This is a genomic window from Streptomyces sp. A01 (genome assembly GCF_059026195.1).
This window is the reverse complement of the sequence record NZ_JBWLKN010000011.1, coordinates 1-18543: the sequence shown is the minus strand read 5'-3', so window position 1 is coordinate 18543 and position 18543 is coordinate 1. Positions and strand designations below refer to the sequence as shown.

Annotated in this window: 13 protein-coding genes and 1 tRNA gene; 4 read left to right on the top strand and 10 right to left on the bottom strand. The window is 72.4% G+C overall.

Going from position 1 to position 18543, the window contains the following annotated elements; translation table 11 throughout:
* Positions 1-141: 141 nt before the first annotated feature.
* A complete protein-coding gene (holA, locus tag AC5P1B_RS16675) occupies positions 142-1131 on the bottom strand; it encodes a DNA polymerase III subunit delta (RefSeq protein WP_493887963.1) in 990 nt (329 codons plus the stop codon).
* A gap of 136 nt (positions 1132-1267) precedes the next feature.
* On the opposite strand from holA, the gene AC5P1B_RS16670 reads away from it, so the two are divergent.
* Positions 1268-1552 carry a hypothetical protein gene (locus AC5P1B_RS16670; protein WP_493887962.1) on the top strand — a complete coding sequence of 95 codons (285 nt, stop codon included), beginning with the start codon at positions 1268-1270 and terminating at the stop codon, positions 1550-1552.
* Between the two features lie 19 nt (positions 1553-1571).
* Here the strand turns inward: AC5P1B_RS16670 and AC5P1B_RS16665 are convergent, their stop codons facing one another.
* The 5 genes from AC5P1B_RS16665 to leuS all read right to left on the bottom strand — a co-directional run bounded on the left by AC5P1B_RS16665 (position 1572) and on the right by leuS (position 11161).
* Positions 1572-4466: a ComEC/Rec2 family competence protein gene (locus tag AC5P1B_RS16665; RefSeq protein WP_493887961.1), complete on the bottom strand. Its 2895-nt coding sequence runs from the start codon at positions 4464-4466 to the stop codon at positions 1572-1574.
* A 179-nt stretch (positions 4467-4645) separates the two neighbouring features.
* Positions 4646-5419, bottom strand: a complete 774-nt coding sequence (locus AC5P1B_RS16660; RefSeq protein WP_493887960.1) for a ComEA family DNA-binding protein — start codon at positions 5417-5419, stop codon at positions 4646-4648.
* Positions 5420-6211: 792 nt separating this feature from the next.
* On the bottom strand, positions 6212-7057 hold the full coding sequence (locus tag AC5P1B_RS16655; RefSeq protein ID WP_493887959.1) for a DegV family protein: 846 nt from the start codon (positions 7055-7057) through the stop codon (positions 6212-6214).
* A 72-nt stretch (positions 7058-7129) separates the two neighbouring features.
* On the bottom strand, positions 7130-8053 hold the full coding sequence (locus AC5P1B_RS16650; RefSeq protein WP_493887958.1) for a hypothetical protein: 924 nt from the start codon (positions 8051-8053) through the stop codon (positions 7130-7132).
* 204 nt (positions 8054-8257) lie between these two features.
* Entirely contained in the window at positions 8258-11161 is a 2904-nt protein-coding gene (gene leuS, locus AC5P1B_RS16645; protein WP_493887957.1) for a leucine--tRNA ligase, read from the bottom strand.
* 548 nt (positions 11162-11709) lie between these two features.
* Between leuS and AC5P1B_RS16640 the strand changes: the two genes are divergently transcribed.
* A complete protein-coding gene (locus AC5P1B_RS16640; protein WP_493887955.1) occupies positions 11710-12927 on the top strand; it encodes a hypothetical protein in 1218 nt (405 codons plus the stop codon).
* Between the two features lie 8 nt (positions 12928-12935).
* Complete coding sequence (locus AC5P1B_RS16635) at positions 12936-14453, top strand: NADH-ubiquinone oxidoreductase-F iron-sulfur binding region domain-containing protein (protein WP_493887954.1); 1518 nt, start codon at positions 12936-12938, stop codon at positions 14451-14453.
* Positions 14454-14758: 305 nt separating this feature from the next.
* On the opposite strand, the gene AC5P1B_RS16630 is transcribed toward AC5P1B_RS16635, so the two are convergent.
* From AC5P1B_RS16630 to AC5P1B_RS16615, 4 genes are all read right to left on the bottom strand, one after another.
* Positions 14759-14831 (bottom strand) — tRNA-Ala (locus tag AC5P1B_RS16630).
* Between the two features lie 234 nt (positions 14832-15065).
* Complete coding sequence (locus tag AC5P1B_RS16625; RefSeq protein ID WP_493887953.1) at positions 15066-15299, bottom strand: hypothetical protein; 234 nt, start codon at positions 15297-15299, stop codon at positions 15066-15068.
* Positions 15300-15302: 3 nt separating this feature from the next.
* Positions 15303-15563: a hypothetical protein gene (locus AC5P1B_RS16620; protein WP_493887952.1), complete on the bottom strand. Its 261-nt coding sequence runs from the start codon at positions 15561-15563 to the stop codon at positions 15303-15305.
* Positions 15564-15632: 69 nt separating this feature from the next.
* Positions 15633-17123: an MFS transporter gene (locus AC5P1B_RS16615; protein WP_493887951.1), complete on the bottom strand. Its 1491-nt coding sequence runs from the start codon at positions 17121-17123 to the stop codon at positions 15633-15635.
* Between the two features lie 188 nt (positions 17124-17311).
* Between AC5P1B_RS16615 and AC5P1B_RS16610 the strand changes: the two genes are divergently transcribed.
* Positions 17312-18280 (top strand): helix-turn-helix transcriptional regulator, encoded by a 969-nt coding sequence (locus tag AC5P1B_RS16610; protein ID WP_493887950.1) that lies wholly within the window; start codon positions 17312-17314, stop codon positions 18278-18280.
* The last annotated feature ends 263 nt before the right edge of the window (positions 18281-18543 follow it).

The window sequence follows — 18543 nt, the reverse complement described above, 5'->3', positions numbered from 1 at the left end:
GCTGGCCTGTTGGGCGAGCGGCGAAAGCGACAGGGCTCGGGCCGGTGCGAGGCCGGGCAGGGGGTGCCGCCCGGCAGGCGCGCGGTCGGGGCGCGGTGAGTCTACGAGCGGTCGGCGCGGGCGGTGCGGGGCGCGGTGAGTCTACGAACGGCCGGCGCGGGCGGCTCGGGCCACAGCGACGACGGCCTTCTCCAACGCGTACTCCGGATCGTCCCCACCGCCCTTGACCCCGGCATCGGCGTCAGCTACCGCGCGCAGCGCGACCGCGACACCGTCGGCCGACCAGCCGCGCATCTGCTGGCGCACCCGGTCGATCTTCCAGGGCGGCATGCCCAGCTCGCGCGCCAGATCGCCGGGGCGCGCCCCGCGGGGCGCTGAGGCCAGCTTGCCGATCGACCGCACGCCCTGCGCCAGCGCGCTCGTGATCAGCAGGGGTGCGACGCCGGTGGACATGGCCCAGCGCAGCGCCTCCAGCGCTTCGGCCGCACGCCCCTCTACGGCGCGGTCGGCGACGGTGAAGCTCGACGCCTCGGCCCGGCCCGTGTAGTACCGGGCGACGATCGCCTCGTCGATGGTGCCTTCCACGTCGGCGGTGAGCTGCGTGCACGCGCTCGCGAGTTCGCGCAGGTCGCTGCCGATGGAGTCAACCAGCGCCTGGCACGCCTCGGGGGTGGCGGAGCGGCCGATGGCGCGGAACTCCGACCGCACGAAGGCGAGCCGGTCGGCCGGCTTCGTCATCTTGGGGCAGGCGACCTCGCGGGCCCCTGCCTTACGGGCGGCGTCGAGCAGCCCCTTGCCCTTGGCTCCTCCGGCGTGCAGCAGGACGAGGGTGATCTCCTCGGCGGGAGCGGCGAGATACGCCTTGATGTCCTTGATCGTGTCGGCGGAGAGGTCCTGCGCGGAGCGGACCACCACGACCTTGCGCTCGGCGAAGAGCGACGGGCTGGTCAGCTCGGCGAGCGTGCCGGGCTGCAACGCGTCCGAGGTGAGGTCGCGCACATCGGTGTCGGGGTCGGCGACGCGCGCCGCCGCCACGACCTGCTGAACCGCGCGGTCGAGCAGCAGATCCTCCTGGCCCACGGCGAGCGTCACAGGGGCGAGCGGATCGTCAGTCGTCATCTTCTTGGCCATCGCTGCACAGCATCCCACGCGCCACTGACACTCCGACGCCCGATGCCCGGCCCCCGGCTTCCGCCCCCCGGTCGCCCGGCGCCGCTACCGGCGGCCCCGCCCACCGCGCCCGTGGGCGGTCACGCACAATGGGCTGGTGAGCAGCGCACGTCCTCGTCCCGACGAAGCCCAGGAACCCGCGATCCGGCATCTGCTGGTCCTTCCCGACCGCGATGCCGCCGAGGACGCGGCGGAGGAGGTCGTCGACCGCTTCGGCCTGGCCGAGGAGCCGCAGCTCGTACGGGAGGCGCTGGCCGGAGAGGACGACGCCGAGGACGCACAGTGGCTCGTGGTCATCGAGGACCCGGCGGCACGGCTGGAGGCCGCGGCGCTGGACGACTTCGCCGCCGAATATGACGGCTGGCGCGAGGCGGACCTCTGACCAGTGCCTGACCAGCACCTCATCGCATGCCCCGCGGTGGCCCCCTTCCACGCTGCGTCGCGAAGCTCAGGTCCGGATCGTCTCCGGCGCCTTGGGCACTTCCCGCACCTCCGGTGACCGCGATCGAGCCGTCCGTATCAGTCCGCAGCACGGTGGCACCGCTCCCCCGGAAGGCGGCGACCGTACGCGGAGCCGGATGTCCGTACGGGTTGTCCGCCCCACAGGAAATGAGCGCCAGACGAGGCGCGAGCCGGCGCGGCAGCCTCGGGTCCTGGTAGGCGGAGCCATGGTGGGCGACCTTCACGACATCGACCGGCCCGAGGTCCGGATGAGCCGCGAGCAGGGCGGCCTGAGCGGGCGGCTCAAGATCACCAAGGAGCAGCAGCGACAGCCCCGCCGTACGGACGAGCAGGGTGACGCTCGCGTCGTTCGCTCCCCCGGCGGCCACCGAACCGCCGGGGCGCCCAGCGTTCGCCGCGGGCCGGGCGCCAGGCCGGGAGTCCCCAGGCCCAGTGAGGGACGGGGGCCACAGCACCTCCCACGACAGGCCGCCCGTCCGGCGCCGCTCCCCCGGCATCGCCACGACGCGACCGACCCCCGCTTCCTCCGCCGCTCTGTGCACGAAAGCCACCTGCCCCGGCGGCTCCGCCAGACTCGTCGTCTCGATCGCGCCGACCGCCCGGCCACGCAGCACGCCTGGCAGCCCGGCCACGTGATCGGCGTGGAAGTGGGTCAGCACCAGCAACGGCACCCGGGTCACGCCCAGTGTGCGCAGACAGCGGTCCACCGCGCCCGGATCAGGCCCGGTGTCCACGACGACGGCCGCACCATCCCCCGCGGCGAGCACCAGCGCGTCTCCCTGCCCCACGTCGCAGGCGACCATCCGCCAACCAGGCGGCGGCCAGCCCGTGATGACGCGGACCAGCGGCGCCGGGCGGACGACCGCGACCAGCAGCAAAAGCGCACAGGCCACACACAGCCACGGATGCCGCAGAGCACGGCGCGCCCCGCACACGACGGCGGCCGTCAACGCGGCCAGCAGCAGCCCGCCGCCCCAGCCGTCAGGCCAGTCCACCCCCGCACCCGGCAGACCGGCCCCCGTACGCGCCACGGAGGCCATCCACTCAACAGGCCACGAAGCGCACCATGTCAGGGCCTTGGCGACCGGGAGTGCGAAGAGGGCGAGGGCAAGGGCGGCGAAGCCGAGAACGGTGGCAGGCGCCACCGCCAACTCCGCCAGGAGATTGCACGGAATCGCCACAAGGCTCACCCGGGCGGCCAGCACCGCCACCACCGGCGCGCACACCGCCTGCGCCGCCGCGGCGGCCGCCAGAACTTCGGCCAGCCGGGGCGGCACCCGGTGGCGGCGCAGCGCAGCGCTCCAGCGCGGGGCGAGGGTCAGCAGGGACCCCGTGGCCAGGACGGAGAGCGCGAAGCCGTAACTGCGGGCCAGCCACGGGTCGTACAGCAGCAGCGCGATCACGGCGGCGGCGAGCGCTGGCAGCAGAGTACGACGGCGGCCAGTGCCGATGGCGAGCAGCGTGATCAGCCCGCAGGCGGCGGCGCGCAGCACGCTCGGGTCAGGACGGCACACGATGACGAACGCGAGCGTCAGCACACCACCGAGCAAGGCGGTCAGACGCAGTGGCGCGCCGAACCGGGCGGCGAGCCCGCGCCGCTCGGCGCGCACGGCGAGATGCGGCGGCCCGACCAACAGCGCGAGCACGATCGAGAGGTTGCTGCCGGACACGGCCAGCAAATGCGTCATATCGGTTGCCCGGAACGCCTCATCCAGGTCAGCCGGAACCCGTGAGGTGTCTCCGACCACCAGGCCGGGCAGCAGCGCCCGGGCATCCGGGCTCAGCCCGTCGGAGGCCGTACGCAGCCCAGCGCGCAGCCGCCCGGCCATCCTCTGAACGCTGGATGGCCCGCGGAGCACCTGGGGCGGCGCGTCACCCTCGACCCGGAGCGCCGCAGCGATCCGGTCACCGTCGTACAGCGGCGGAGCCAGCCGCGCCCGCACCCGCAGCCGGGCCGAGGGCAATAGCCCAAGCCAGGAAGCAGGGCGCTCAACCCGGGCTGCCGGGCGCCGGGGCAGCGACCCGGCTCCGGCACCAGCCCCAACCCCGTTCCCGGGCGTGGGCTCGGCCCCGGGCGTGGGCTCGGCCCCAGGCGTGGGCTCGGGCCGATACCCGGACTTGTGCTCGGGCCCCGACTCGGGCTCCGACTCGGAATCGGAGTCCGGCTGGAGCTGGAGGGCGGAATCGGAGCCCGGCTGGGGCTGAGGCTTGGAATCGGAGTCCGGCTGGGGCTGAAGGTCGGAATCCGGCTCGGACTCGGGGTCGTCCGGCCCTCGCAGCCCGACGACCACCAGGACCGGGGTGCGCGTGCGGGTCGTCGCCCCACCAGCGGTGCTCACCCGGGTGGCGACGGCATCCATCACGATGGCCGGTGGGGCGGGCGCCGCCCCGCGCACCTTGGGCCTGGTGCGGCGCGGGTCGCTGGTGACCGTGAGATCCACGGTGGCCTCGGCGCGGCGATCCGCCAGCTCGGGGACCGGTCCTCGGTGCACGTCGGCAGCGTGCAGTCCAGCCACGCTCGCCGCCGCCACGGCGCAGAGCACGGCGGTCGCGGCCGAAGACGCCAGCCCCGCCCACGTCTTACAGCGACGTGGCGCCGCCCACCGCCGCCCGGCGGTGACCGAAGGGGCGGCCCCCTGTGGCGCGGCGGGCTCTCGCGTGCCAGCCCTCAGCGCGGCCGTCCCTGGCTCATCGCGGCCCCGGCCCGCCCACACCGCGAACAGCAGGCCAGCTGCTCCGACGACGCCCACGGCAGCGCACACCGTGATCAGCGTGGGCGAGGCCGTCAGCGCGAGGGCGGCGGCCAGCCATGCGGCGAGCGCGGGCGGGATCAACCGTAGATCCGTCGAGCCCCCCTGCCCCCGTTCTTCCCGTTCTTCCCGTTCTTCCCGCTGATGCGAGTCGGCCGACCCGCGCGACGAGTCCACCGTCGCGTGCCCGTGAAGGTGGCTCCGCCCCGGCCCTCCACCCCGCGCCTGTTCCCGGCGGCCCCCTTCCCGGTCGGCCGGGCTGGTCATGGCTGGACTAGCGGTTGAAGATCGGCGAAGCGCCGGTCGCCGATGCCGTTCACCTCAAGAAGCTCATCGACAGACCGGAAACCTCCATGCTCGGTGCGGTAGTCGAGAATGTGCTGCGCCAGGACGGGCCCGACGCCGGGAAGGGTGTCGAGTTGCTCGGCGGTCGCGGAGTTGAGGCTGACTGGCGTTCCGGGGGCGGCCGCTCCTGCCGCGGAACCCGAACCAGCTCCCGCGCCCGTGCCCGGTCCAGCGGCTCCGGGCGCGCCTCCGCCGCTGGCTCCGCCGACACCCCCGCTCGCCGCACCGGAACCTCCCGGCGGACCCGGCCCGACCACGATCTGCTCGCCATCCGTCAGAACGCGTGCCCGGTTCAGCCCGCCGGCGTGGGCGCCTGGCCTGACGCCGCCCGCCGCCTTGAGCGCGTCGGACACCCTCGACCCCGCCGGGAGCCGGTGCACACCCGGCTCCCGCACCTTGCCCGTGACATCGACCACGACGAGCCGGTTCGTGTCCGTCCCCGTCCCCGTCCCCGTCCCCGTTCCTGTGCCTGTTCGCGTGCCCGATGACGCGGCAGGCCCCGTCCCGTCGCCCGCCGGAGGCGACGCCTCCGGCGCGCCCGCACCCGCACGCGGCCCCTGGGAGGCAGCGGGGGCCTCGACGGTCTGAGGGCGGCCACTCCAGAAGTGATAGACGGCGAAGAGGACAGCTACGAGCAGGACCACCATCAGCGCCGCGAGCGTCTTCAGCTCTACGCCGCACCGCAGTTGCACCCATAACGGCAGCCGCTCACGCAGCGCGGCACCCCAACGCTCCCCGCGTCGTCCGCCATCGCCATCACCGTCGTCGCTGCCGTCGTCGCTGCCGTGGCCGTCGACGTCCAGCTCGCCCCGTCGGCGCGCCGTGTCCTCCCGCTGAGCAACCGAGGTTGGAGCGTCACGGGTTGGAGCGTCACGGGTTGGAGCGTCACGGAATGAAGCGTCACGGAATGAAGCGTCACGGAATGAAGCGTCACCGGGGGGAGCGTCGCATGCTGGTGCACGGTGGGTCTCGGAGAGCAGCCCCGCCGCTCTCTCCGCCGCGCGGGCATGTCCCTGGCGCACTCGGCTCGTACCCGACCGGTAGGCGCCACGGTGAAGGCGGCCCGGCCCTCCATCCCGACCCGGCCTCGCCCCTGGTGGCCCCAGGCCCAGCCCCCGTTTCGGCCGTGCATCCGCCCCGGCCCCCGCGCGCACTCCCGCACCAGCAGCACCGCTCCCAGCATCCGCACCCGCACCACCCCTGGCACCGGTACCAGCGACCGCCCTCCCCCGCGCACGCGAACCCGCACGCGAACCCGTCCTCGCACTCCCCCTCGCACGCGAACCCGCCGCCGAATCCACGCCCGCACCAGCCGTCACCCTGCGTGATCGTGATCTCATGTCGACCGACGGTAGAGCCCGCAGGCCGATCTCGCTGAAGGGCCGCAACTTCCGGGGATAACTCACCAGTTGTGGATAACTTCGTCACCCACACGAGGGAAGCCCGCTCCCCTCCGCTCACCTCATGGAGCACAAGCCCCCGCCCTATCGCGGTGACACCACAGCCCCCAGCAGCCCCGGGCCCGTGTGCGCGCCGATCACCGCTCCCACCTCGCTGACGTGCAGCTCCACCAAACCAGGCACCCGCTCCCGGAGCCGGTCCGCCAGTTGCGCCGCCCGCTCCTCCGCCGCGAGATGATGCACGGCGATGTCCACCTCACGCACTCCGGCGCGCTCCACAGCGAGCTCCTCAAGCCGCGCGATGGCCTTCGACGCCGTCCTCACCTTCTCCCGCATTTCGATGCGGCCTTCCTCAAGTTGCAGCAGCGGCTTCACTGCCAGCGCGGAGCCCAGCAGTGCCTGCGCGGCGCCGATGCGGCCGCCCCGTCGCAGGTAGTCGAGGGTGTCGACGTAGAAGAAGGCCGATGTCCCGGCTGCCCGTTTCTCGGCCGCCGCCACGGCCTCGTCCACCGTGCCACCCGCGTCGGCGGTCTCAGCCGCGGCCAGGGCGCAGAAGCCGAGCGCCATCGCGACCATGCCGGTGTCCACCACGCGCACGGGGACGGGCGCTTCGCGCGCGGCCAGCACGGCCGCGTCGTACGTCCCGGAGAACTCAGCGGACAGATGCAGTGACACGATGCCCCGCGCCCCCGCTTCCGCCGCCGCCCTGTACGCCTCGGCGAAGACGGCGGGACTCGGCCGGGAAGTGGTGACCGGGGTGCGTTTTTGCAGTGCCTGCGCGACGGATCGGGCCGAGATCTCGGTGCCTTCCTCCAGCGCCTGGTCACCGAGCACCACCGTCAGCGGCACGGCGGTGATGTGATGCCGCTCCATCGCCTGGTGCGGCAAGTAGGCCGTGGAATCGGTGATGATCGCGACATGACGGGACATGACAGGCAGGCTATCGGGGGGCGTCTGTCATCGATAGCGGGGGGTTCTCGGACCGGATGACGCTCGGTCCTGTCACGTGGTGCTCTCGGGCCGGGTGGCCTTCTGCCAAGAAGAGGTCTTTCGCTGTCGCGGGTCAGCAGCCGTGACGGCGCGCGGTCCCGGCTCCTGCGACTCCCCGGCGCGCGGCGACGCCCCCTGCTCTGCCGCCTCCGCCTCCGCCTGGGCCGCCCCGGCCATGCCGGGGCGGTCGGTTCCCGCCGGGCGAGGCGGCTCCGTACGACCAGCGGGAGCCGCCTGCGCGGCGGGCTTCGCTTGCGCGGCGGGCTTCGCGGTGTCCGTACGCGGCACACCGTCCGGACTGCCCGGGCCCTCCGCCCCCGCCACAGCATCCGGCCCGTCCAGGCCGTTCAGTCCGTCCAGCCCGCTCAGTCCGTCCGCCCCGTCCGCGCGGGTCGAGCGCCAGTGCCGTAGCGCGCTCGCCTCCATCGCGATCTGGTTTCCCAGGTCGGCGAGGTCGTCCTCGGCGAAGCGTCCGGCCCGGTCCTGGCTCGCCCAGCGCAGCGAGTCCGCCGAGTGCGTCACCCGCTCCGTACGCTTGCGCAGCTCAGGAAGGCGGGCGGCGACGCGGGCGCGGTCGGGCTCGGCCTCCAGCCGTCGCAGGTCGTCATCGACCTCATGGCCATGCGCACTGAGCCGTTCGAAGAGCGCCAGCGCCTCGGTCAGGGAGGCGTCCTCAGGGGCGGTGGCCTCCAGGGCCTGCCGGGTCGCCCGCATCGACGTGCGCAGCGAGAGGCGCAGCTCGGCGATCTCGCCTACCGCGCCCGACTGCGTGTACTGCTTCGCCCGCAGCCTGGTGTCCTCCACCGTGCGGCGCGCCTGCGTGACCGTGCGGTCGACGCGGCTCTTGGCCGCCTTCACCACCTTCACGGTCGCGTAGACACCGGTCGCGACGAAGAGGAGGAAAAGCAGCGCCAGGATTCCCACTACGGCTTCCATCGCGCTCCTGCGGTCTAGGGTCCGGCAACAACCTGCGTATCCCACCGTAAACGGGCCGGGCGGATCGCGGGTTCCGCCGGAACCCGCGATCCGCCCCTAGGTGTCATCCCCCATACCGGCCTCCGTAGGCCATCAGGGCGACTAACCGCCAGGTCACGCGCCGTCCGCACGCCCGTCGGCGCGCGGTAGTGCGCACGCCCGCGCTTACGCCGGGACGATGTTGACCAGTTTCGGCGCCCGTACGATCACCTTGCGGATGCCCGCGCCGCCCAGCGCGGCGACGACGGCCGGGTCCGCCAGGGCGAGCCGCTCCAGTTCGTCGTCGGAGATCGAAGGAGCGACCTCAAGGCGGGCCTTGACCTTGCCCTTGAGCTGGACGACGCAGGTCACGCTCTCGTCCTGGACGTACGCCGGGTCGGCGACCGGGAACGGCTCGTGCACGATCGTCGTCTCGTGGCCCAGCTTGCGCCACAGCTCCTCGGCGATGTGCGGGGCCAGCGGCGCGGTGAGCAGCACCAGCGACTCGGCCACCGAACGCGGCACGTCGGGCACCTTCGTGAGGTGGTTGTTCAGCTCGGTGAGCTTGGCGACCGCCGTGTTGAACCGCAGCTGGGCCAGGTCCTGGCCGATGCCGTCGATCGCCTTGTGCAGTGCTCGCAGCGTCGGCTCGTCCGGCTCGGCGTCGACGACGGTGACCTCGCCGGACGCCTCGTCCACGACGTTGCGCCACAGCCGCTGCAGCAGCCGGTACTGGCCGATGACCGCGCGCGTGTCCCACGGCCGGGACACGTCCAGCGGGCCCATGGCCATCTCGTACAACCGCAGCGTGTCGGCGCCGTACTCGCCGCAGATCTCGTCCGGCGTGACGGCGTTCTTCAGCGACTTGCCCATCTTGCCGAGCAGCCGGCTTACCTTTTCGCCCTGGTGGAAGTACGCGCCGTCGCGCTCCTCCACCTCGGTGGCCGGTACGGCGATGCCCCGGCTGTCGCGGTAGACGAACGCCTGGATCATGCCCTGGTTGTAGAGCTTGTGGAACGGCTCGGAGGACGAGATGTGGCCCAGGTCGAACAGCACCTTCGACCAGAACCGCGCGTACAGCAGGTGCAGCACGGCATGCTCGGCGCCACCGACGTACAGGTCGACGCCGCCGGTCGGCTGACCCTCGCGCGGGCCCATCCAGTACTGCTCGACGGCGGGGTCGACCAGGCGCTCGCGGTTGTTCGGGTCCAGGTAGCGCAGCTCATACCAGCACGAACCAGCCCAGTTGGGCATGGTGTTGGTCTCACGGCGGTAGCGCTTGACGCCGTCGCCCAGGTCCAGTTCGACGTTGACCCAGTCCTCGTTGCGGGACAGCGGGGTCTCCGGGGAGGTGTCCGCGTCGTCCGCGTCGAAGGTCCGGGGCGAGTAGTCGTCGACCTCGGGCAGCTCCAGCGGCAGCATCGACTCGGGCAGCGCGTGCGCGACGCCGTCCTCGTCGTAGACGATCGGGAAGGGCTCGCCCCAGTAGCGCTGGCGGCTGAACAGCCAGTCCCGCAGCCGGAAGTTGACGGTCCCGGCGCCGATCCCGCGCTCGGCCAGCCAGTCCGTGATCTTCTGCTTGGCGTCGGTGACGACGAGACCGTCCAGCGAGACGCCGGCGCCGGTCGAGTTGACGATCTTCGCCTCGTACGAGTCGAAGGAGTCGTCCCACGTGCTCGGGTCGGTGCCACGGTCGTCGCTCGGCTCGACCACGCAGCGCATCGGCAGCTCGAAGGCGCGGGCGAAGGCGAAGTCGCGGCTGTCGTGCGCCGGAACGGCCATGATCGCGCCGGTGCCGTAGCCCATCAGCACGTAGTCGGCGATGAAGACGGGGACGCGCTCGCCGCTGACCGGGTTGGTCGCGTACGCGCCGGTGAAGACGCCGGTCTTGTCCTTGGCCTCGGCCTGCCGTTCGACGTCGGACTTCGAGGCGGCCTGCTTGCGGTACGCGGCGACCGCCTCGGCCGGGCTCGCGTGCCCACCGGTCCACACGTCGTGCGTGCCCTCGGGCCAGGCGGCCGGGGTGATCTTCTCGACCAGGTCGTGCTCGGGCGCCAGCACCATGTACGTCGCGCCGAACAGCGTGTCCTGGCGGGTCGTGAACACGGTGACCTTGTCGTCGGCCACGGGGAAGTCCACCCGCGCGCCCTCGCTGCGGCCGATCCAGTTGCGCTGCTGGAGCTTGATGGCCTCCGGCCAGTCCAGCGCGTCCAGGTCTTCCAGCAGCCGGTCGGCGTACGCGGTGATCCGCATGTTCCACTGGCGCAGCTTCGCCTTGAAGACCGGGAAATTGCCGCGCTCGGAGCGGCCGTCCGCCGTCACTTCCTCGTTGGCCAGCACCGTGCCCAGGCCGGGGCACCAGTTGACCGGCGCGTCGGAGGCGTACGCCAGCCGGTAGCCGCTGAGCACCTCGGCACGCTCGGCGGCGGACAGTTCCGCCCACGACCGCCCGGCCCCGGCGGCGCCGTCCGGAACCGCACGCTCACCGGACGCGAACTGCTCGACCAGCTCGTCGATCGGGCGGGCCTTCCGCGCCTCGGTGTCGTACCAGGAGTTGAAGATCTGTACGAAGATCCACTGGGTCCACTTGTAGTACTCGGGGTCGATCGTCTCGATCGACCGGCGCTGGTCGTGGCCCAGCCCCAGGCGGCGCAGCTGCCGCCGCATGTTCTCGATGTTGGCCTCGGTGGACAGCCGGGGGTGCGTGCCGGTCTGCACGGCGTACTGCTCGGCGGGCAGGCCGAAGGCGTCGAAGCCCAGCGCGTGCAGGACGTTGTAGCCGGTCATCCGCTGGTAGCGGGCGTAGACGTCGGTGGCGATGAAGCCCAGCGGGTGACCCACGTGCAGCCCCGCGCCCGAGGGGTACGGGAACATGTCCATGATCATCTTCTTGGGCCTGGCGACCAGCTCGGCGCCACCGGCGAGGTCACCCACCGGGTTCGGCGCCTCGTACGTGCCGTCCGCGTCCCAGAAGTCCTGCCAGCGCGCCTCGATGTCAGCGGCCATCGCCGCCGTGTAACGGTGCGGGGCGGCCACCTCGGCCGGGGGGCCCTCCGGCCGAATGCTGGGGGAGGAATACGTCTCGCTCATCGTCCTCAAAGCTCCATCGATCGTCTCTGCCAGCGGTACGGAAACGAACCCTCTTGCTTCTGAAACGAACCCTCTTGTTCCTGAAACAAAAAGGCCCCTCGCACAGGAGGGGACGCCGCGCCGATGCCACCCGGATTCTGTGACCGGGTGAGTGGGTCAGCGCGGCTCGCTAAGCAGAAGGCGTACGGCACGCATGGGGTCAGGTTACCGCAGCGGTACAAGGGCCCGCTCGATGGCTGCCGCCACGCCCGGCGGCCACCACCCGGCGCCGGGGCCCGATCCCGGTCCCGGCCCGCGCCCACCCGGCCTTCCGCACGCCGGGTTCTCGGCTGTCCGGTTCTCGACCGTCCGGATTCTCCGCGCGCCTGGTGCGACGCGCGCCTGGTTCTCCGTACGGCGCCTGGTTCTCCGTGCGCCCGACCGATCGACGCTAGCAGCGCTGGGGCGTGCCCGGCCCGGGTTACCGGAAGGCCGTCCTTCCTCGGCGGCCGCTACCTAGCGTGCCGGGCATGCCTTCGCATCGCATGCGTCAGCGCCACAGGAGCGGCATGCCCGATCTGGCCCCCGGCACCCATGGCGCCGCCGCCCGCCCCGTGGTCCCCCCGGACTCAGAGCCTCCAGGGTTCGGCCCCCGGCCCGCGCCGGGGCCGGGGCTCGCACCCGGTCCCGCCTCCCGTCCAGCTCCCGCCGACGACGCCGTCTCCGCCACCCACGCGCGCGCCGCGCACGCGTACGCCGCACCCGGCCCTCGCGTCCGCAGCGCCATGGCCCGCGCCCGCGCCGCACGCCCGCGCTCCCGTTCGCGCCCCGGAGCGGAAGCCCGCCCCGGGACCGTCCGCGTGCTCACCTCCTGTGGCGTGCTCGGCTGCTGCCTGGCGCTCGCCACGAGCGGCTGGCTACGTCGCTTTATCGACGTCACGGGCGGGGTCCTCGCGCTCGTCGCGCTCACCGCCACCGTGGTCTGGGGCCTCATCGCGGCGGAGCGGCGCCTGCTCAGCCCGCGCCTGCGACTCCTGGCGCAGGGGGTCCACCGGGCCATCGCGGTGGCCGCGCTCGGTTTCCTCCTCCTGCACGTCGTCATCAAGGTCTCCGAGGGGCACACCGGTCTCCTCGCCGCTACGGTCCCCTTCGGCGCCGGCGTCCGGGGCCGCGAGGCACTGCTCGGCCTCGGGACGCTCGCCGCGTATCTCACGGTGCTCGCGGCGGCTTCGGGCGCTCTGCGCAGCGTGTTCGCGGGACATGACCGGGCAGCGTGGCGCTGGCGCGCGCTCCACGCGTGCGCGTACCCGGCGTGGTGCGCGGCCATCCTGCACGGGCTGAAGTCCGGCCGTACGCCACCGGGTTGGGTGGTCAGCGCCTATGTGCTGTGCCTCGCCGCCGTCATGGGCGCGCTGCTCCACCGGCTGCGCCAAGGCCCCACCGACACGGCGGCGGGCATCGGCACGAGCCCCGGCCCGGTAACCGGCGACGGAACCTGCGCACGTCCAGGCCCACGCCTTGGCCCTGGCCCTGGCCCCGGCCCCGGCACGTACGTGGGCTCCGGCACCGGCACCGCAACGTGCGCGACCACCGGCCCCGCTCCCGAAACCGGACCATGCGCGGACCCCGCGCCCGGAACGTACGCGAGCCCCAACACCGGCACCGACCCGGGCGCCTGCCTCCATACCGATACCGACACCGGTACCGGGCCCGGCACTCCACCGCCCACCCCAGGCGCGCCGCCAGGAACAGCGCCCTCCGCCTGGCCCTCCGACCCGACTCGGTGAGGTACCCGATGACCGCCTCCACGGACGCACCGCTGCCCGACACGCCGGACGTCCTCACGCTCGGGCCACCCCGGCTCACCGCCGGGTTCGACACGGCGGAGCGGCTTGACCGCAAGGCGCACCTGGTCACGCACGGCTCGTTGCCCTCCCTCACGGCCACCCAGCTCATCGAGCTCGCTCACGCCGTCAATCTCCGGGGACGCGGCGGCGCCGGTTTCCCCTTCGCGCACAAGGTGCGGGCGGTGGTGGACGGGGCGCGGCGCGGTGGTCTCCCGCCTGCCGTCGTCGTCAACGGGTGCGAGGGCGAACCCGCTTGCCGCAAGGACGGTGTGCTGCTCTGCCGCGCGCCACATCTGGTGCTCGACGGCGCGGTGCTCGCGGCCGAGGCACTGGGAGCGAGCACTGTGGTGATCGGGGTGACGCGGGCGTCGTCCGAGGCGTCCGTACGGGCGGCGCTCGCCGAGCGGGCGCTCGGCGACCGGCGCGGGAGCCCGGTCCGCGCCCGCGTGGTGCGCCTCCCCGAGCGCCTTGTCTCGGGCGAGGCGTCAGCGCTGCTGCGCGGCGCCGACGGCGGCCCCGCTCTGCCGCCGGGGCGCGGGGAGCGCGCCTCAGCCACCGGCCTCGGCGGTACGCCCACGCTGCTCGGCAACACCGAGACGTTCGCCCAACTCGCCATCGCCGCCCGGCTCGGCGTGTCCGGCTACGGCACCGGCGGCACCGCGACCGAGCACGGCACGCTGCTGCTCACCGTGTCCGGGTCCGTGCCACGTCCGGTCGTGGTCGAGACGCCTGCCGGGGTGCCGTTGACGTATCTGCTGCGCTGGTGCGGGGCCGTTCCGGCGCCCCAGGGGGTGCTGGTCGGCGGCTACCACGGCGCATGGCTCGACCCGGCGACGGCGTACGCCGCGCTCGCCTCACACGAGGGGCTGGCCGCCTGTGGCGCGACGCTGGGCGCGGGCGCGGTGCTGCCGCTCTCCGCCGACGTGTGCCCGCTGGGTGAGACGGTACGTGTCGCGCACTGGCTGGCCGCTGAGTCGGCCGGGCAGTGCGGCCCCTGCCATTCCGGGCTGCCCACCCTGGCCGGTGCGGTGGCCGACGTGGTGGGCGGAGGAGGCAGGGCGGCGCTCGACGCCGTTCGCGAGACGGCGCAGGCAGTACGAGGCCGGGGTGCGTGCAAGCACCCGGACGGCGCGGCCCGCTTCGTGCTCACGGCGCTGGCCACCTTCACCGACGATCTGGCCTCCCACGTGCTGGGCGGCGGCTGCGGCCGGCCGACGGTCGGGGTGCTGCCGCTGCCGTCCACGGCACGCGCGGGCGCGCCCGAGGGCGAAAAGCTCGCCGTGGACTGGACGCTGTGCGAAGGGCACGGGCTCTGTGCCGGGCTCCTGCCGGAGCTGGTCCGGCTGAGCTCGGACGGCTTCCCCTCGCTCGCGGACACGCCCGTGCCCGACCACTTGCACAAGCGCGCGCGACAAGCCGTACGCCGCTGCCCCGCACTCGCCCTGCGCCTGGACGCCAACCCCTGACAGGGCGCGGGAACAACCGGCACAACGGGAACAACAGGAACAATAAGAACAACGGGAACAACGGGAGCCCCATGCGGCGCATATAGCGCGCCCCGCACACGGGAAAGCGGGCCATCCCTATCGGATGACCCGCTTTCACTTCTGTGACCCTTGACCCCGCTTATGCGCACCCTGCCCAGCCGACCCCGGCGCCCTCAGAAGGGGGTGCGGGTGGCGAAGCCCCGCAACGCGATACGCAGCCGAGCAGAAACGACGAGGGCGAACCGGCCCGCGTTTTCCGCGGAGACAGTTCGCCCTCGTACTCGTGGAGCTAAGGAGAATTGAACTCCTGACCTCCTGCATGCCATGCAGGCGCTCTACCAACTGAGCTATAGCCCCAGATTGTTTCCGCCGGGGTTTCCCTCGGCGGCATCGCCTACATTACACGGACCACCTGGTCTTCTGCCAAATCGATTGGCTGACGGCGACCGCCCCGGTGGTGGCGGCGCTCGACCGCGGGCGCCGCCACTCACAAGGCCGGGAGAGACCGGCCCGCGCCTCGCGGCCCGCCTGACCTCGTATGTCCGGGCCGACCTGGTCGACCGGGCCCAGCACCGCTCAGCCGTCGGCGGATCAAGCTCTCGCGAACGAGTAGAACCGTTTCAACGTGCAGTGCTCGTCGAGCAGCCGACCGTAGATCGGCTCGCCCTCAAGCTCGCGGTACGTCTCGATGGGGTCGCCTTTTATGATCAGCGCCCGCGCGCACTCCACGCACCAGTACTGATAGTCGGCGTTCAGCGGCTCCATGTCACGGACAATCGGCGTTCCGCTGCCACACCAGTCGCATTTCCGGCTGTGCGCACCCATCTATCAGCTCCAGCTATGGCCGCAGGCCGTGCACACGTAGGAAATCCCGCCGTTGTCACCAAGCACTTGTGCCACATGGGCGGAACTACAGGCCGGGCACTGGAGAACCGGGGCTTCGTGCTCCAGCCACGTCCCGTCCCGGGTCGTACCGACGGGACCTACGGGGCAGGTGAAGCGCAGTGCGTACTCGGGCAGCCAGTCATAGCCCTGAGCCTCAGCGATCTCAAGAAGGTCGTTGACCTCCTCCAGAATGCTGGTCGGCATCGCACAGCCCTCTCTGTCGGCACCGTCCCCCTCGCGGCGATTCGATTCTGTCATGGGAGAGCCGACGGGTCAGCTTCGCGGTCGTAGCAGACTCGTGACCGCCCCGCACAAAGCTGTGCACGCCAGCGCCAGCGCGGTGGCCCACAGGGCGTTCGCTGACGGGTTCCCACCCGGCGCCTCCAGGCGGTTTAGGTAGACCGCGCCGAAGACCGCGACGCCGATCAGCATGCCCAGTTGGGCCGAGGTCACCAGCACCCCACTGGCGTCCGCCGCGTCCTGCGGGCGCACCCCGGCCAGTGTGCGCGTGAGGACCGGGCTGTACGCGAGCCCGAGTCCGGCCCCGATGCCCGCCAGTGCCACATAGAACCCGGGCCCGGCGTCCCCGCCGCCCCGCAGTGACAGGCCGAGGACGGTGAAGGAGGCCGCGGCGAGCAGGAATCCGGCCGGGACGATCGCGGGCCCCCAGCGGGCGGGCAGCCGCTGCCAGTTGAGCCCGACCAGGCCGAAGGCCACCGCCGTGGGCGCGAAGGTCAGCCCGGCGCGCAGTGCGCTGTAGCCGAGGACACCTTGCACGTAGAGCGTGATGGCGAAGAGGAATCCCGCGTTCACCGCCATCGCCAGGATGATCCTGGCCACAGCGACCGGGACTCCGGGCGCGCGGACCACGTGCGGAGCGATCAACGGAGCGCCACCGCGCCGGGCGAGCCGCGACTCGTACGCGGCGAACGTGCCCGCCAGCAGCACGCTCACGCCGAGGGCGATCCACCCCCACAGTGGCCAGCCCTGCTCCTGACCGAGCACCAGCGGCACGGTGAAGAGCGTCACCGCGCCGGCGAGCAGCAGCAGTCCCGGCACGTCGAGCGGCCGGCCTCGGTCGGCCGACCGCCCGGGACCCGTCTCGTCGCGCGGCATCAGCCGTGGCCCGAGAACGAGCAGCAGCAGCCCGATCGGCACGTTCACCAGGAACACCGGGCGCCAGCCGGAGCCGAACAGGTCCGCGTGGACCAGCACGCCGCCCGCGATCTGCCCGGCGGCGGCGCCGGATGCCAGAACGGCGGAGTACGCGCCCAGCGCGCGGGCCCTGGACGAGCCGGTGAACGTCCGCTGGATCAGGCTGAGTACCTGGGGCAGCATCAGCGCGGCGCCCGCGCCCTGAACGAACCGGAAGGCGATCAGCTGCTCGGTGTTCGCGGCCAGTCCGCAGGCCAGGGAGGCGGCGGTGAAGACGGAGAGCCCCAACAGGAAGCACCGCCGGTGGCCGAGGCGGGCGCCCAGCCGCGCGCCGGTGATCAGCAGCACGGCGTAGGAGATGGTGTAGCCCGCTATGACGAGCTGGAGCCCCGCGCCGGAGGCGTGCAGGTCGCTGCGGAGGGTGGGGGCGGCGACGTTGACGATGAACACGTCGAGCAAGGCCATGAACTGCCCGGCCAGCACGATGAACAGCACCCAGCCGGACCGTGGCGCCGCCCGTCGCTGTTCGCCGGGTCTGGTGCCGGGTGGACTGTCAGTGCCGTGGTCTTTACTACGAGGAGCGGGAGTTGAGGGAAGCGTGGATGGCATACCGCCGAGCTTGACCTCAGGCCGATACCAGTAACGAGAGCCCCTTGATGCTGGTACTGACAGCACCTGTTTCCGGCCGCCCGCTGCGGCGAAGATGGGGCGGGCGTGGCGGACGGGCTGAACGGGACGGCGGCAGGTGCCGAGGGGCGGGCGCCGACGGCGCGGTCCGAAGGGAAAGGAGCGGGGTCATGAGTGAAGCGACGGTCGCGGAGAAGTCGGAGAGGGCCGGCGCCTCCCCTCGCAAGCGCGCCGAGCTCGCGGCGTTCCTCCGGAACCGCCGGGGCCGGATCTCACCCGAGCAAGCCGGGATAGCGCCGGGCTTCCGCCGCCGCACGCCCGGGCTGCGCCGGGAGGAGGTCGCCCAGCTCTCCGGCGTGGGCATCACGTGGTACACCTGGCTGGAACAGGGCCGCCCCATCAACGCCAGCGTCCAGGTGCTCGACGCGGTCGCCCGCACCCTCCGCCTGGACCACACCGAGCGCGAGCATCTGTACCACCTCGCGGAAGTGCCGTACGTGCCCGGGCGGACGGCCGACGCGCGTTCGGTGAGCCCGGACCTGCTCGGGATCATCCAGGCCCTCGACCCGCTCCCGGCCGTCATCTACAACGCCAGATACGACATCCTGGGCGGAAACTCCGCCTATCACGACCTCTTCCCGGTCGTGGACATCGTGCCCGGCCCCGAATGCAACGTGCTGTGGCAGCTGTTCACCAGGCCCGAGTGCTGCTGCCCCGTGCAGAACCGCGCCGAGGAGCTTCCCATCCTCGTCGCGACGCTCAGATCCGCGTACGGGCGACATGTCGGGGAACCGGCGTGGGAGTCGTTCATCCGGCGGCTGTCGGCGGTCAGCCCGTGGTTCGCGGGGCTGTGGGAGCACTGCGACGTCGCCCCGCCGGGCCATCGCGTCAAGGTCATCTCGCATGCCTCGGTCGGCGAGATACGGCTGACCTCGACCTCGCTCACCGCCGGGAACGCCCCGGAGACGCGCATCGTGGTCTACACGCCCAACGATGAGGAAAGCCGCGCCCTGGTCACGAAGCTGCGCAGCCTCGAAGACCCGATGGTCGGCTGTCCGGAGCATGCCCGTCCCGTCTCCGTGATACGGGCGGCGGCCCGCGACCACGGCCTCATATCCGGTGATCCCGTCCTCCGCTGAGGGAGGACGGGATCACCGGAAACTGTGGACAACGACGAGGGCGTAGCGGTCTGCGCCGTCCACCCCGGCACCGCGCGAAGGGGGTGCGGGTGGCGAAGCCCCGGCACCCCGAGGCGCGGCCGAGCAGAAACGACGAAGGCGGAGCGGTCCGCGTTTTCCGCAGACACACTCCGCCGTCGCACTCGTGGGGTGTTCTTGAGTACCGCTGATCAGCGGTTTGGATGGGTGTTCGGAGATCGTTGCCCGTTGTGAGGGTGATCGTT

What these genes read in the sequence shown, in the direction of transcription:
- AC5P1B_RS16615 (WP_493887951.1), bottom strand. Translation starts at nt 17,123, where the DNA reads ATGCCATCCACGCTTCCCTCAACTCCCGCTCCTCGTAGTAAAGACCAC.
- AC5P1B_RS16650 (WP_493887958.1), bottom strand. Translation starts at nt 8,053, where the DNA reads ATGGAAGCCGTAGTGGGAATCCTGGCGCTGCTTTTCCTCCTCTTCGTC.
- AC5P1B_RS16610 (WP_493887950.1), top strand. Translation starts at nt 17,312, where the DNA reads ATGAGTGAAGCGACGGTCGCGGAGAAGTCGGAGAGGGCCGGCGCCTCC.
- AC5P1B_RS16625 (WP_493887953.1), bottom strand. Translation starts at nt 15,299, where the DNA reads ATGGGTGCGCACAGCCGGAAATGCGACTGGTGTGGCAGCGGAACGCCG.
- AC5P1B_RS16635 (WP_493887954.1), top strand. Translation starts at nt 12,936, where the DNA reads ATGACCGCCTCCACGGACGCACCGCTGCCCGACACGCCGGACGTCCTC.
- AC5P1B_RS16640 (WP_493887955.1), top strand. Translation starts at nt 11,710, where the DNA reads ATGCCCGATCTGGCCCCCGGCACCCATGGCGCCGCCGCCCGCCCCGTG.
- leuS (WP_493887957.1), bottom strand. Translation starts at nt 11,161, where the DNA reads ATGAGCGAGACGTATTCCTCCCCCAGCATTCGGCCGGAGGGCCCCCCG.
- AC5P1B_RS16655 (WP_493887959.1), bottom strand. Translation starts at nt 7,057, where the DNA reads ATGTCCCGTCATGTCGCGATCATCACCGATTCCACGGCCTACTTGCCG.
- AC5P1B_RS16620 (WP_493887952.1), bottom strand. Translation starts at nt 15,563, where the DNA reads ATGCCGACCAGCATTCTGGAGGAGGTCAACGACCTTCTTGAGATCGCT.
- holA (WP_493887963.1), bottom strand. Translation starts at nt 1,131, where the DNA reads ATGGCCAAGAAGATGACGACTGACGATCCGCTCGCCCCTGTGACGCTC.